General features: G+C 56.1%; 12 protein-coding genes. 6 read left to right on the top strand and 6 right to left on the bottom strand.

Features of this window, described 5'->3' with window-relative positions:
* The first annotated feature begins 5 nt into the window (after positions 1–5).
* The 4 genes from GW579_RS04665 (at position 6) to GW579_RS04650 (ending at position 3,808) form a co-directional block, all read left to right on the top strand.
* Complete coding sequence (locus tag GW579_RS04665) at positions 6–917, top strand: ABC transporter permease subunit (protein ID WP_165057829.1); 912 nt, start codon at positions 6–8, stop codon at positions 915–917.
* A gap of 36 nt (positions 918–953) precedes the next feature.
* Positions 954–2,018 (top strand): P1 family peptidase, encoded by a 1,065-nt coding sequence (locus GW579_RS04660; protein WP_165057827.1) that lies wholly within the window; start codon positions 954–956, stop codon positions 2,016–2,018.
* A gap of 71 nt (positions 2,019–2,089) precedes the next feature.
* Positions 2,090–2,911, top strand: a complete 822-nt coding sequence (locus GW579_RS04655) for a M55 family metallopeptidase (RefSeq protein WP_152327028.1) — start codon at positions 2,090–2,092, stop codon at positions 2,909–2,911.
* Positions 2,912–3,808, top strand: coding sequence for a LysR family transcriptional regulator (locus tag GW579_RS04650; protein ID WP_165057825.1), 897 nt, complete (start codon positions 2,912–2,914; stop codon positions 3,806–3,808).
* A gap of 338 nt (positions 3,809–4,146) precedes the next feature.
* Here GW579_RS04650 and GW579_RS04645 read toward each other — a convergent pair whose 3' ends face one another.
* Both GW579_RS04645 and GW579_RS04640 read right to left on the bottom strand, forming a co-directional pair.
* On the bottom strand, positions 4,147–5,067 hold the full coding sequence (locus GW579_RS04645; protein WP_152327030.1) for a L,D-transpeptidase family protein: 921 nt from the start codon (positions 5,065–5,067) through the stop codon (positions 4,147–4,149).
* 265 nt (positions 5,068–5,332) lie between these two features.
* Positions 5,333–6,886, bottom strand: coding sequence for a DHA2 family efflux MFS transporter permease subunit (locus GW579_RS04640; protein WP_152327031.1), 1,554 nt, complete (start codon positions 6,884–6,886; stop codon positions 5,333–5,335).
* Positions 6,887–6,967: 81 nt separating this feature from the next.
* Between GW579_RS04640 and GW579_RS04635 the strand changes: the two genes are divergently transcribed.
* Positions 6,968–8,092 carry an HlyD family secretion protein gene (locus GW579_RS04635; protein ID WP_165057823.1) on the top strand — a complete coding sequence of 375 codons (1,125 nt, stop codon included), beginning with the start codon at positions 6,968–6,970 and terminating at the stop codon, positions 8,090–8,092.
* Positions 8,093–8,130: 38 nt separating this feature from the next.
* A complete protein-coding gene (locus GW579_RS04630; RefSeq protein ID WP_152327033.1) occupies positions 8,131–8,721 on the top strand; it encodes a TetR/AcrR family transcriptional regulator in 591 nt (196 codons plus the stop codon).
* 154 nt (positions 8,722–8,875) lie between these two features.
* Here the strand turns inward: GW579_RS04630 and GW579_RS04625 are convergent, their stop codons facing one another.
* The 4 genes from GW579_RS04625 to GW579_RS04610 all read right to left on the bottom strand — a co-directional run bounded on the left by GW579_RS04625 (position 8,876) and on the right by GW579_RS04610 (position 14,588).
* Entirely contained in the window at positions 8,876–10,993 is a 2,118-nt protein-coding gene (locus tag GW579_RS04625) for a TonB-dependent siderophore receptor (RefSeq protein ID WP_165057821.1), read from the bottom strand.
* Between the two features lie 398 nt (positions 10,994–11,391).
* A complete protein-coding gene (locus GW579_RS04620) occupies positions 11,392–13,353 on the bottom strand; it encodes a glycoside hydrolase family 3 protein (RefSeq protein WP_165057819.1) in 1,962 nt (653 codons plus the stop codon).
* Positions 13,354–13,485: 132 nt separating this feature from the next.
* A complete protein-coding gene (locus tag GW579_RS04615) occupies positions 13,486–14,004 on the bottom strand; it encodes a chromate transporter (RefSeq protein ID WP_152327036.1) in 519 nt (172 codons plus the stop codon).
* On the bottom strand, positions 14,004–14,588 hold the full coding sequence (locus tag GW579_RS04610; RefSeq protein ID WP_152327198.1) for a chromate transporter: 585 nt from the start codon (positions 14,586–14,588) through the stop codon (positions 14,004–14,006). The genes GW579_RS04615 and GW579_RS04610 overlap by 1 nt, the downstream gene beginning before the upstream one ends.
* Positions 14,589–14,682 lie beyond the last annotated feature (94 nt).

Genomic DNA, 14,682 nt, shown 5'->3' with positions numbered 1-14,682 from the left:
TGTAAATGACCGAACCTGTCTCAGTGCCTGGAGAAAACCAACCGGCAGCGGTTGCCCCGCACAGTGATGATATCCGCTCGCCGTGGTACGACTTTTTTCAGACGTTTATCCGTCATCCGATGGCGCTGGTGTCCGGCGGATTTATTCTGTTGCTGATCCTGGTGGCCATTTTTGCGCCGTGGCTCGCGCCTTATGATCCGATGACGCCTGACTGGATGGCGCTGGGCGTCGGCCCGACGCCGGAACACTGGTTTGGCACCGATGATTTAGGCCGCGATGTGCTCAGCCGCATTATTTATGGCGCACGGATTTCCCTCTACGTCGGCATTTTCTCGGTCACGCTGGGCATGATTGCCGGTGTTTTGCTCGGGTTACTGGCAGGCTATTATGGCCGCTGGGCCGACATGCTGATCATGCGCGGATCCGACGTTCTGTTTGCGTTTCCCGGTATGTTGCTGGCGATAGCCGTTGTCGCCATTCTCGGCCCCGGCCTGAATAACGTGATTATCGCCGTGGCGGTGTTCAGCGTACCGGTTTTCGCCCGCATCGTGCGCGCGGCAACATTATCCATCAAACAAAGTGCATACGTAGAAGCGGTGCGCTGCGTCGGTGCGCCTGACCGCGTGGTGATTTTGCGCCACATTCTGCCGGGCACGCTGTCGAATGTGATTGTCTATTTTACAATGCGTATCGGCACCAGCATTCTCACCGCCGCCAGCCTGAGTTTTATCGGTCTGGGACCTGAGCCGGACGTGCCGGAGTGGGGGAACATTCTTGCGATGAGCCGTAACATGATGATGGCGGGCAAATGGAATGTCAGCGTTTTCCCCGGTCTGGCGATATTCCTCACGGTTCTGGCGTTTAATTTGCTCGGCGACGCGCTGCGTGACACGCTCGATCCTAAACTGAAGAAGTAATTTCTGACTGAACTCATGACATGAAACGGAAGACTGATGCACCCGCAAGATAATGAAGATGAATTCACGCAGCAGGCGCTGGCGGCCTTGCTGCAACGCTGGCGCAAAACGCGTCAGATCTTCCACCCGCGTTTTCCCTGCGGGCCGGCCAATTCCATCACCGACGTCGCGGGCGTGACCGTCGGCCACAGCACGCTGGCGGCAGGGGATATCCAGACCGGCGTCACCGCGATTGTGCCACCGGGCGATAATCTTTATGAATACCCGTTGCCGTGCGGTGCGGCGGTGTTGAATGGTTTTGCCAAACCGATGGGGCTGATCCAGATAATGGAACTGGGCGAACTGCAAACGCCCATTCTGCTCAGCAACACCTTCGCCACCGGCACCCTGTTCAACGCGCTGGTGAAACGCAGTTGCGAACAGTTTCCCCAAATTGGCCGACCGGACGCGACCATTAATCCGGTGATCCTCGAATGTAATGACTTCTATCTTAACGATATTCAGGCGATGGCGGTCAGTGAAGACGACGCGCTGACCGCACTCGACGGCGCGACAAAAGCATTCGCCCGTGGCAGCGTGGGAGCAGGGCGTGGCATGAGCAGTTTTGGTCTGAAGGGCGGGATTGGCTCGGCGTCGCGCTGGTGTGAAGAGCTCAACGCTACGCTCGGCGTGCTGGTGCTGGCGAATTTTGGCAAGTTGTCCGAACTGACCCTCGACGGCGTGCGCGTCGGGGACGCCATCGCGCATATCCATCCACAACTTGCTCCGCAGGTAGACGCCGGTTCCATCATTATCATCATGGCTTGCGACCGTTATCTCGACAGCCGCCAGCTCGGACGGATCGCTAAACGCGCCGGTGCCGGGTTAGGGCGTCTGGGCAGCTACTGGGGCCACGGTTCGGGTGATATCGCGCTGGCACTTTCAACAAAACGTGACGGTGTCACCTTGGCGGATGCGAAATTAGAACCACTGCTGGCGTGCGCGGCAGATGCTACAGAACACGCTATTATTGATGCCTTACTGAATGCAGAAACCGTCTGCGGATTCGACGGACATTACCGGCTGGGGCTGAGTTATCTCCTTGATAATCTGGCAAAGTAGTCGTTTGCAAAACCCCCTCCCGACCTCACCTTTACAGGGAGAGGAGCAAATAAACTGAAAGGGAACCCAATATGAAAATCTTTATCTCTGCTGACATCGAAGGTATTGCGGGTGTGATGCGCCCCGAGCAATGCAGCCCGGGCAATGCGGATTACGAGGCCGCGCGGGCGCTGATGGAAGGCGAAGTGAATGCTGCCATTGACGGCGCATTTGCCGGTGGCGCAACCGAAGTCACGGTCGCTGACAGCCACGCCATGATGCAGAACCTGCGTGCGGACAAAATTGACCCGCGCGCCCGTCTGGTACAGGGCAAACCGCGCGGATTATCGATGGTTGAAGGCCTGCAACAGCAGCAATACGACGGCCTGATGTTTGTCGGCTATCACACCGCCGCCGGAGAAAACGGCGTACTGGCGCATACGATTAATGGCCGCGCCTTCTATCGCGTCAAACTCAACGGCAACGTGGTCGGCGAAAGTGATTTGTATGCCGCCGCCGGTGCCGAACTGAATGTTCCGCTATGGCTGGTGACCGGCGACGATCATCTCGAAACCTGGATCCGCCGCCATTACCCGGAATCCCAGTACGTCTGCGTAAAACGCGCGATTTCCGCCAATGCCGCCGAATCCGACAGCCCGTCAATTGCCTGCGCCAAAATCCGTAAGCAGGCGACGATTGCCGTCAGCAAACCCGCGCCGCTCACCGCCGGAAGATTCAGCGGGCCGTACCATCTGGAGCTGATGGCCGCCAAACCGGTTCTGGCCGACTTGTTCAGTCTGATCCCAGGCGTTGAGCGCATCGACGCCGTCACCGTCGGCTATCACAGCCCGAACGTTGCCAATATTATCAGCCTGTTAAGCGCATTTTCTTACCTTGCGACGACGCAGAAATAAATGCGCTTACGCCACATTGAAGTCTTTCAGGCGGTCTTACAGGCGGGAAGCGTCAGCGGCGCGGCGCGCCTGCTCAACGTTTCGCAGCCCAACGTCAGCCGCGTGTTGAACCACGCCGAGCAGCAGCTGGGTTTCACGCTTTTTGACCGCACGCCTCAGGGACTGATCGTCACGCCCGAAGGCCGCCGTCTGATGCCGGAAGTCGAGGCGTTGTTCAGCCATATTCAGGCGATTGGCGAACTGGCAGAGCAGCTGCGTCAGGGCGAGGGCCAGCATGTGCGCATCGGCTCTGCGCACGCGCTGGGGCACAGCGTGATGGCACCGGTGCTGGTGGATTTTCGCCGCCAGACGCCCGGCGGTAGCGTCGAACTGGTGACCGGGCATTTCAACACGCTGAGTCAGGATCTGCTGCAATACAAAATGGATTTTGCGCTGGCGTTCGGCGAGCAGGCCACGCAGGAACTGGTGGCCGAGTCGATTTATCAGGCCAACATGGTGGCGCTATTACCGAAAGATGCTGAGGTCGAAGGCCCGGTATCGCTGGCGTGGCTGTGTGAAAACGACTTACTGATGCTCCAGCAGCAGGATCCGCTCGGGCAGGTGCTCAACCGCGTCCTGCGCGAGAACGGCCTGATGCCGCATTCCGCGTTGTTCATCAAAACCTATTCCGTGATTGCCGACATGGTGCTGGCAGGCGGAGGTGTTGGCGTCGTCGATACGTTTACCGCCCGGCGATACGTCGATCAGCTGAAGATTGTGCCCGTCGTGGAAGCATTGCCATTTGAGGTGATCCTGCTGAGCAGGAGAGATCAGCCGGCTTCACAGGCCGCGTTAAGGTTGAAACAGCTGATTCGGCGGAAATTGTGGGAGCTTGGGGAGGAAAAAGGGGGCTTTTGAATTCCTGAGTTCAACACTTTGGGTTGCCACCCAAACTGGCCTTAAGAGGCGCCTGTCGCCGCGCCTCTTAAGAATCTCCGGCTCTTTTACTGCGCGCTACCGCTCGCTGGCCATGTTTCAGCAACTCCGGCTAGTGCCGCAAACGCCAGCCGCTGCGTGATCACTGCCACTAAAAAACCGAAATTTTCTCGATCCTTTTAAAGGCCTCACTGCCAGTGAAAAACCAAAACCTTCTCAATTAAGCTTATGAAAACGGCTCCTAGGGTAACCCCTAAAAAAATCCCAAAAAAAAGCCCCGAAACAGTTTCAGGGCTTTCTAAGTCAGCAACCAATCAATGTTAGTTGATTTGCACTGGCATACCTGCACGCATCTCGATTGCGCGCTGAACTACAGTCTGGTTAACAGACGGAGATGATGCAACGGTGTTTGCGCTGCCGGTCAGCGTAATCGGAATCGGCTGCTGGGAATCAAACTCTTCCTGGTTGGAAGACAGCGGGTTGTGGATCTCAATATAACGTTTGCCGTCCGGCTCAACGGTGGCTTTCACCGGCTCGTTGATGAACTGAACGCGGGTATCTTGCGGCACATTGTCGTACAGCCATTTGATATCTGCGTCACGCAGACGCACACAACCGTGGCTTACGCGCAGGCCGATACCGAAGTTGGCATTGGTACCGTGAACCGCATACAGACGGCCAACGTACAGCGCGTACAGCCCCATCGGGTTGTCCGGGCCGGCAGGGAAGACTGCTGGCAGGAACTCACCACGGGCGGCATATTCCTGATGCATTTTTGCAGTCGGGGTCCAGGTCGGGCCCGCTTTTTTACGCTGTACAGTCGTCACCCAGTTCATCGGGGTGTCTTTGCCCAGTTCGCCGATACCGATTGGCAGAACGACAACGGTATTGGTGCCTTTCGGGTAGTAATACAGACGCATTTCAGCACTGTTGATGACGATGCCTTCATGTGGCGTTTCCGGCAGGATCAGTTGCTGAGGAATGGTCAGCACGGTGCCCGGCGTTGGCAGGAACGGGTCAACGCCAGGGTTGGCTTCGAGCATGTTGCTCAAACCCATCTGGTATTGCGCTGCAAAATGTTCCAGCGGCAGGCTGCTGCCCTGCGGAACGGTTACCGTAATGTTTTCACCGACCAGACGACCATTGTTCGCCGGAAGAGGATAGACCACAGCAAAAGACGCCTGGCTATATGCAGCAACTGCCAAAACCAGGGTAAGGATTGCGCGAATGCTCATTTTCATATTTTCGTTGGTCGTTAATGCCACACTGGCAGTTGTTGTCAGGATGTTGATTTCCCCCCGATGCGGAAGTTTCCGCCCGGAGGAATAGTGTACTTGCACATAGCTCTTGAAAGGGACTCAGTAACTGTAACGAATCGCATTTCAGGGCCGCCAATTATAAGGATTTATTTCAAACAGGCCAAAGCTTTCTCACCCTGTTCGAAAAGTTCCCTCCGGCAACCGCATTTTTTGCGGCTGCCTGCACAATTGCTTCACATTTCCACCCTCATTTACGGCAAAACGGCACCATCACCAGCGCAGCAATGAACATCCACGCCATGACCTGGAAGATATCGTTGAAAGCCAGCGTCAGGGATTGCGCCGCCACTTTTGCGCCGAACAGACCTTTAGCCATCAGCAACGCGTGTGCGGTGTCCGGCGTCAGGTGGCCGATTTTTTGCGCCAGCGATCCAATCACGTCCTGCGCGTGGTCGCCGTATTGCCCAAGACTTTCACCGAAACGCGCCGCGTGAACGCGCGTCCAGTCCTGCAACCAGGTATTCACCGTCGCAATACCGACAGCGCCGCCCAGATTTCGCATCAGGTTAAACAAGCCTGAGGCATAGCGCAGTTCCGGCCCCTGAAAGGCAGTCAGCGCCATATTCACGCTCGGCACGATGCACAACATAATGAATAATCCGCGCACGACCTGCGGCCAGAAAAACTGTTCCGCGCCCCAGTAAGGTGTGACGGCGGTCGTCAGCCATAAGCTCAGCGCGAAACCGGATAATCCCACAGTGATTAATATCCGGCGATCGACGCGGTTGATTAATCTCGCGGCGATCAGGGTACTGAAAAACTGCCCGACGCCAACGACAAAGACCGTCGTGCCAATTTCCAGGCTGTTGAAATCACGGATACGGCCGAGGAAAACCGGTGTCAGGTAGGTCGAGGCGTACAAACCAAAACCCACGACCAGATTGAATAAACAGGCGAAGGTAAAGGTCGGATCGCGAAAGGGCGTCAGGCGTACAATCGGGTTTTTGGAATAGAAGGAACGTTCGAGAAACAGAACAAAGGCCACCAGCGAAAACCAGGCTGAAATTTGGATCTGCGGATCGCTGAACCAGTTTTTACGCGGGCCTTCTTCGAGCACGTACTCCAGGCAGCCGAGAGCGACGGCCATCGAAAATAAATGCACCCAGTCGATACGTTTGAGCATCGAAAAATCGGCTTTATCGACGTGGATGAACATCACCGCGCCGGTCGCCACCAGCACGCCGGGTAATATGTTGATGAAGAAGATCCAGCGCCAGTCGAGAACCTGCGTCACCACGCCGCCCACGGTCGGCCCAAGCGTCGGTGCCAGCACGCTGACCATCCCGAGGATCGCCGGAATGATCGCCTGCTGTTTGCCCTGAAACATGGCGAAGCCGGTTGCGAAAACCGTCGGCACCATCGCGCCGCCGGTAAAGCCCTGCAACGCGCGGAAGAAGATCATCGACTCAATATTCCAAGACAATCCGCAGCCGATGCTGCTGAGCGTAAACAGGGCGGCGGACGCGCTGAACAGCCAGCGGGTCGAAAGCGCCTGCGCCAGAAATGCCGAGAACGGGATCATCACCAGTTCGGCGATCAGGTATGAGGTTTGCACCCAGCTGATTTCGTCCGGCCCGGCGGAAAGCCCGGCCTGGACATCATTAAGCGAAGCGGCGACGATCTGAATGTCGATCAACGCCAGAAACATGCCGAACGCCATTATGCTGAAAATCAGAAACTTGCGTGATGTCGGGTAATCCGCTGGCGAGATCGCGGCGGGGTGATTCAGGGTGGCTGACATTTTTGTGAGATCCCGGGACTTGTTTATATGATGATCATCATATTAATATGATATCCATCATGCAATGAGGTGCGAGAAAAAATGAGCGAAGCAACAGTGAGTGGTGAGGTTGTCCCCCCGCAGTCAAAAGTGAATAAGCGATCAAAACGTATCTGGGTGGTCAGTGCGGTTGCGCTGGCTGTGGCGCTCGGCGGGGCGGCCTGGCTGATGGCGGCGCCTTCTTCAGAATCCACCGACGATGCGTATCTGACGGCCGACGCGACCACCGTTGCGCCAAAAGTGAAAGGTTTTGTGTCGCAAGTGCTGGTGCGGCATAACCAGCAGGTTCATGCCGGCGATAAACTGGTGCTTATCGACAGCGAAGAATTTACGGCGCGTCTGGCCGCCGCGCGGGGCGATCTGGATGATGCCCGTGCGCAGGTCGCGCAGCAGCAGGCGGCGCTGCTCAGCCAGCAGGCGCAGGAACAGCTGGCGCTGACGCAAATCGATGCGGCGCGAACCGCCATCCGCTCCTCGAAAGCCGAACAACAGCACGCCGAGGCCGAGCAGCAAAGGTATCAGTCGCTGGCGGTCAGTGGCGCGACGTCCCGTAATGATGCGGATCGCTATAAAACCGTGGCGGTGACGGCGGAACAGACCTCGGCACACGCGGCTGCCATGCTGAATGTCGCGCAAAATCAGGCGGCGGTGACGCACGCGCAGCGCGCTGAAATTGAAGCGGCGCTGGCGCTGGCAAATGCGGCGGTGGTGAAAGCGCAGGCGGCAGAAGATCTGGCGCAGCAGGATCTCAACCATACGACAATTTTTGCGGCGGTGGATGGCGTGGTCGGAAACCGTCAGGTGCAGGTCGGCGATTATGTGACACCCGGCCAGCGGCTGATGGCGCTGGTGCCCGATGAAGGGATTTACGTCACCGCCAATTTTAAAGAGACACAGACCGGCAGAATGCAGCCCGGCCAGAAAGCCGATGTGCAGGTGGATGCGTTGCCCGGCGTGACGTTCCGCGGGGAAGTGGACAGCCTTGCGCCCGGTTCCGGATCAACGTTTGCCCTGCTGCCGTTTGAGCCCGGCACCGGCAATTTCACCAAAATTGTCCAGCGCGTGCCGGTACGTATTCGTCTGGATCCCGGTCAGCCGGAAGCCAGCGCACTGAGGCCGGGTCTGTCTGTCGATGCGCGCGTTTCGTTAACGGAACCGGTCAGGTAAACTGAGGCGGCAATTTATTCGATTATCAGGGTCTTACTATGCGCTACGAAAGTGAACATAAGCCTAAAATCCGCGAGCGGATTGTGAAGGAAGCTGCGAAAGCCATCCGCGCCAAAGGGCCGTTGCAGGTCAGCGTGGCGGGCGTGATGAGCAAAGCCGGGCTGACACATGGCGGGTTTTATGCGCACTTTGCCTCGAAAGACGCCCTGATCGAAGCCGCCATTCAGCAGATGTTTAATCAGGTGATGCTGCGCTGGGAGAAAAATAATCAGGGACTGACCGCGCAGCAACAACTGGCGGGCTATATCGATTTCTACCTTTCCCCGTGGCATCGCGACAACCGCGCGCAGGGTTGTCCGGTTTCCGCGCTTGCGTCAGAAACGCCCCGCATGTCGGCACCTTGTCAGGCTGAATTTGCGCGCGGGATTGAAAGAATCCGCGGCATGATTATCCGGCAGCTGACTGAAATGGGCGTGGAAGATCCGCAGACGACGGCGGTGTCAGTCAGTTCGGAGCTGATGGGCAGTTTATCGCTGGCGCGATGCGAACCCGATCGCGAGGCGTCGGATGCGTTGCTGGAAAGTGCGAAGAAAGCGCTGATGGCGCGGCTAAATTTGCCGGAAGAATAAACTCTCAGAATCGCTCCCTCCCCTGCGAAGGGGAGGGTTGGGGTAGGGTATTAATTTCTAAATCAAAAAGTTAAGGTTTTCTTAAACAAGGTGTTAGCCCTTAAAACCCCCTCCCAGCCTCCCCCTTCGCAGGGGGATGAGCTGAAAAAAGCTATCAGAAATCATAACCGACAGTGGCGACCACGGTACGTTCCTGACCCCAGTAGCAATAGCTGGTGCCGTAACAGGCCGCGACGTATTTCTTGTCGAACAGGTTGTTGGCGTTCAGCTGCACATACGCGCCTTTCAGCTGCGGATTGAACTGCACCAGATTCATACGCAGTGACGCATCAACCAGGGTTGCGGAAGGCATGTGACGGGTGTTTTCGTTATCCGCCCATTGTGTGCCGATGTAACGAACGCCAGCGCCCAGATCCACACCGATTGGCGTGTTGTACTGACCCCAGATGGAAGCCATCTGTTTTGGCGTCACGTACGGCGTGTTGCCGTTGTTTTCCGCCGCGTCGCGGATACGGACTTTATTGTAGGTATAACCCGCCATCACGTTGAAACGCTCGGTGACCTGTTTCTTGGCTTCCAGTTCCAGACCCTGTGAACGGATTTTACCCGCCGGCTCGTAGTAGCTGCCCACAACCACGCGGTTACCCACGTCTTTTTGCGTCAGGTCATACAGCGCGGCGGTGTACATATCGGACGTACCCACCGGCTGGTATTTGATCCCCGCTTCGTATTGCTCACTCTGCATCGGTTTCAGCAGCGTGCCATCTGCGCCCGGCAGGGCAGACGGCGTCATTGCCTGGCTGTAGCTGACGTACGGAGAAATCCCGTTGTCGAACGCATAAAGCAGGGAAGCGCGGCTGCTGAAGTGTTCGTCTTTACGTTCGCTGTTGGAGGTTTGCGCGTAAATACTTTCGTAGCTGCGGCTCGACGTTTTCAGGGTGTCGTAACGGCCTGACAGGGTCAGATACCACTTGTTCCAGCTCATCTCATCTTGCAGATAAGTGCCCATCTGCTCGTAACGGTTTTTGCCGCGCGAATGACTGTAGTAATCCAGCGCATCGCCGCCCACACCGGTGTACGGGTTAAGCGTTTCGGCGTAAGCGCCGTCAGATTTCACGTCGTTTATGAAGTGAGAATAGTCAAAGCCCAGCACCACTTTGTGCGCGACTTCTCCGGTGGCGAAATCAGCTTCCAGCTGGTTATCGATAGCAAACGTATCGAGGGACGATTTCTCACCGGAATAGTAACGGTTCATCAGCGTGCGATCCGCGTTCCAGCCTGCCTGATACACCTGATCCAGTTCGGTATTGGAATGGGTGTAGTTTGTGTTCTGGCGGAATGACCAGACATCGTTAAACGTGTGCTGGAATTCGTAGCTGTAAATTTGTTCCCAGCGTTTGAACTGGTTGTAGGTGCTTTCGCCGTCAAAGAAGCCACGGCTCAGTTTCTGGCCATACAGGCTGCCGTCGGCCGGAACGGCGGCGTGATAACCCCCGGACGGATCTTTTTGCAGATACGCGCGCAGCAACAGGGAAGTGTTTTCATCCGGCGTCCACAGCAGTTGCGGGGAGATCGCATAACGTTCTTCGCGCTGATGATCGTACTGCGTGTCGCTGCTGCGGGTCATACCGGTCAGACGGAATGCCAGCGTATCGCTGAGCGCATTGGTGTAATCGAACGCGCCGCCTTTGGTGTTTTGCGTCCCGCCGGAAAGCTGGAAGTGACCTTCTTCGGCAAATTGCGGACGTTTGGTGGTTTCCATCACCACACCGCCGGGGATGCTCTGGCCGTAAAGCGCAGAAGACGGGCCTTTGACCACATCAATACGCTCAAGGAACCACGGATCAACCTGAATGGAGTTGTAGGTCGCGCCGTCGCTCAGAATACGCAGGCCATCAAGGAAAGTGTTGTTGACGTCACCGCCGTGGAAACCGCGCAGGGAGATGGTGTCATAACGCGTTGCACCACCGGCAAAGTTGGTGAAAACGCCCGGCGTATAGTTCAGGGCCGCATTGACGGTCGTGGCGTTCTGGTCAGTCATTTGCTGACGCGTGACCACAGAAACCGCCTGACCGGTAGTGATTAACGGCTGATCCGTTTTGGTCGCGCTTTTACTGGTTTTCGCACTGTAACCCTGCGTCGGAGCATCTGCGGTATCAGCAGGCGCGGCTTTGACAACGACGGTATCTTCGGCTGCAAGAGAAGCTGCCGGAACGGACAGCGCCATAGCGCACAGAAGCACCGAGCGTTTGAGGGGGAAAGCCAACAACATATTCATAGTCCCTATAAATAACCCGATAAATAATCGAGTAATTAATTGATGCGAGTGTATTGATGCGTGTGTGTAAACCCAAAAGCCAACAACGTTCCGTACTAAAGCGCCTGTACAGAAAATGACAGGGATTAACTAAAACGAGACGAATGTTAAACTTAATGATAATTGTTATCATTGTTATTTTACAAATTCAAGTGAACTTTCTGCAAAAAGTGTGAAGTGGCGACATTTTATCCGCATGAAATGAATGGCCTTTTTGTTTGTTTAACGAGCAGAGGGAAAGTTTTGCGGGCTGATGTCTGTTACAAATGTGCGGGAGAACCGGAGGGAACAGGGCCAGTTTTCAAAAGCACCATCCCGGCAGATGCCGGGACGGCAGGAAGTTGAAAGACAGTTTACCGGGCGAGACCAAAGCCAATCTCAAACAACGGTGATTCGCTGTCGTGCGGCATATCCGACTTCTGTTTCAAAACGGCTTCCATCGATGAAGGCAGCTCGAACGGCAGCTTGCCGGTGTAAGCCTCACCGCTGGTGAGGCGGCTGAACAGCACCGCGTCGCTGACGCCGAAGTTACCGATAACCGCTTTCGCTTTGTCATTCACGTTAGTGAGAATGGCCGGGCGGTCGAGATACACCGTCACCACGGTCGGCACTGCTTTGCTGGCTTTCACGATGGCCTGATAATCGGCGTTGTCATCCGTAAAGGCCAGCGAACCTTCGTGGTGACGTTTGCCGAAGAACCACTGTTTATGCGTTTGCTCATAAGGCGTATGGGCGCGAATCAACGCGATATCCGCTTTTTCGGGCGCATCCACCACGATGAAACCTGCGGCCTGTGCGGCTTTCGGGTCAATGCCATACAGCCAGACTTTCTTACCTTTTTTCAGCGGCAACAGGTCACCGGTATTTTGCAGCAAAACCAGGGAGTGACGTTGCGCCGCATCGGCTTCTTTCTGCCAGCTCTCGCGGCCCACGGTTTGCACCGCTTTCTGTGCGTCCACATACGGATTTTCAAACAGGCCGGTCTGGAATTTCTGTACCAGAATGCGGGTGACGGATTCGTCCAGACGTTGCTCTGTCAGCTGTTTCTCATTAACCGCGTTCACCAGCAGTTGCGAATCGGTCACGCCACCGAACTGATCGACACCGGCTTTCACCGCTTTAACAAAACGTTCTTGCGGCGTCAGGTTTTCCACGCCCCACGACATGCCGCCCGGCACCGGTTCTTTTCCTTCCGGCGCACCGTTGAGGCATTCATCGCTGCAATCATTGGTGATCAGCCAGTCGCTGAGGATCACGCCTTTAAAACCGTATTGCCCGCGCAGAATATCGGTCAGTAACTGATGGCTGAATCCGGCACCGACCTGTTCCAGCGGTTTGCCTTCAAACATGGCATTTTTCAGGATGGAATAGGTGGGCATGACGCTGGCGACGTTGGCTTCAAACGCGCCGGTGAACGGGTAGATATGTTCTTTGAGATTATTGCCGGGGAAGACGGCGTTCTTGCCGTAGACATTGTGGCTGTCGTAGCCGTTTTCCGCTGCGCCGTAACCGACCCAGTGTTTGACCACCGAAATGACGCTGCCGGAATTGAGACCATCGCCGCCGTTTTGCATCCCTTCAATGTAACCGCGCACCATGTTATGCACGCGCGCCGGGTCTTCGCCAAAAGTTCCGCTGATGCGCGCCCAGCGGGGTTCGGTTGCCAGATCCGCCTGCGGCGAAAGCGCTTCGCGAATGCCGACTGCCAGGTATTCCTGACGCACAATATCGGCATAACGGCGGGTGACTTTTTCATTATTAATGGCCGCCAGCCCGAGCGTTTCCGGCCATTGGGTAAATTTGCCGGAAGCCGTGCTCGCGCCGGTCAGATATTCAAACGAGTTACGCGGGTCACTGCTGATAGTCACCGGAATACCGAGCCGCGTTTTTTCAGCAATCTGCTGCAATTTATTATTTTCTTCGGCCATCAGCGCCGGGTCTTCAGCGGAAAGGCGGGTGATCAGGCTGTTGACCTTCGCCCCGGAAATCATTTTTTCCGCCGCTGCGATATCATAATGGGTACCGGCGCCGATCGGGCTGTCAGCCGTTGGCGCGGAACCGTGCATCATCACACCGGCTTTTTCTTCAAGCGTCATGCGTTTTACCAGATCCGCTGCGCGTTCTTCAGGCGTCAGCCGCCAGTCCTCATAGGGTTCAAGTTTGCCGGTGTGACTGAGGTCTTTGAATTTCAGGCCGTCAACGGTCAGTAACGTGGTTTCACGCTGGCTGAGTTCAGGCTGAGTCTCACTGGCGAAAACGGGCGGGGAGGAAAGTAGCAGGGCAGAAACAGCCAGGCTCAGAGGTTTGATCTTCATTATCATCCTTAATGATTGATATATATAGATACTCAATCATCGATCAATAACCTATTTGCGGGCTGGATATTGCGACCGGGTTCGCAAATAAAAATCCTCAGGTGATAGGGGCATTGCGCCCCGTAAAATAATTCAGCCCAGCACCATCCCCAATACCGCGCCCACCGCCAGCACCCACAGCGGGTGAATGCGTTTGTTAAGCGCCATCAGGGTACACAGCGCAATCACACCGGCGAGGGTCATTGTGGTGGCGGAGGCTTTGGCGATTAACAATCCGCTGGAGACCACCAGCCCGACGGTGACCGGCACCAGCCCGCGCTGAATAAGCTGACGCCACGGTTTATCTTTGTAACGCTTCCAGCCGCCCATGACGATAATTGTCACGATGGAAGACGGGCCGAATTTTGCCAGCGAAGAAACCAGCAGCCCGGACCACCCGGCAACCTGCCAGCCAATCAGGGGCACGATCATCATATTCGGGCCCGGCGCAGCCTGCGCCAGGGCAAACAGGGCGCTGAATTCCTGCGCGCTCATCCAGTGATGGATATCCACAACTGCGCGCTGCATCTCGGGGAGAATGGTATTTCCGCCACCAAACGCCAGCAGCGAAAGCTCGGTAAACAGCAGGGCGAGTGAGAGTAAAACGGCCATCAGTATTTACTCCTTGCGCAGATAAAAATACTGACCGGTGCCAGCACCAGCATGACCGGCAGCATCGGGATACGGAACGCGGCGATGGCGATGACGCCCGCGGCGACCAGTGCCAGTTGCAGCCATTTACCCCACAGCGGCGCGAGCATTTTGAGGCCCGTGGATAACAGTAATCCCGCCGCCGCCGCGGCCATACCGGCGAACAGATGTTCTACCAGCGGCTCATTCTGATAACGCGCATAGACCAGACCCAGCAGCACGACGCAAATCGTCGGCGCGAGAATAAGTCCGAGAATGGCGGAAAGCGCACCGCGCAGCCCGCGAAATTCCATCCCCAATGCGACCGACAAATTGATGATATTACCGCCGGGCAAAAACTGGCACAGCCCGAGCAATTCGGTGAATTGTGCAGCGGTCAGCCAGCGGCGTTTATCCACCAGCATGTGCCGTGCCATCGGCAGTACGCCACCAAAGCCCGTCAGACCCAAAATGAAAAAGCCCATGAAAAGTTGTCCGCAATCGGGTGCGGGCGCAGTCTGGTCTTCGGTACTGAGCATGATTTTTTCCTGCGTGTAATCGGCCATCTCGACACTCTCCCTCAAATGTAATTCAAAGCCGCCAGAGGCGTAAATTTCGTTACGGATCATGCGCGCAGTCGTGACATGATGTCTAATGCCT

The organism is Rahnella contaminans (assembly GCF_011065485.1).
Lineage (GTDB): Bacteria > Pseudomonadota > Gammaproteobacteria > Enterobacterales > Enterobacteriaceae > Rahnella > Rahnella contaminans.
This window is presented reverse-complemented; position numbering and strand designations above follow the sequence as displayed.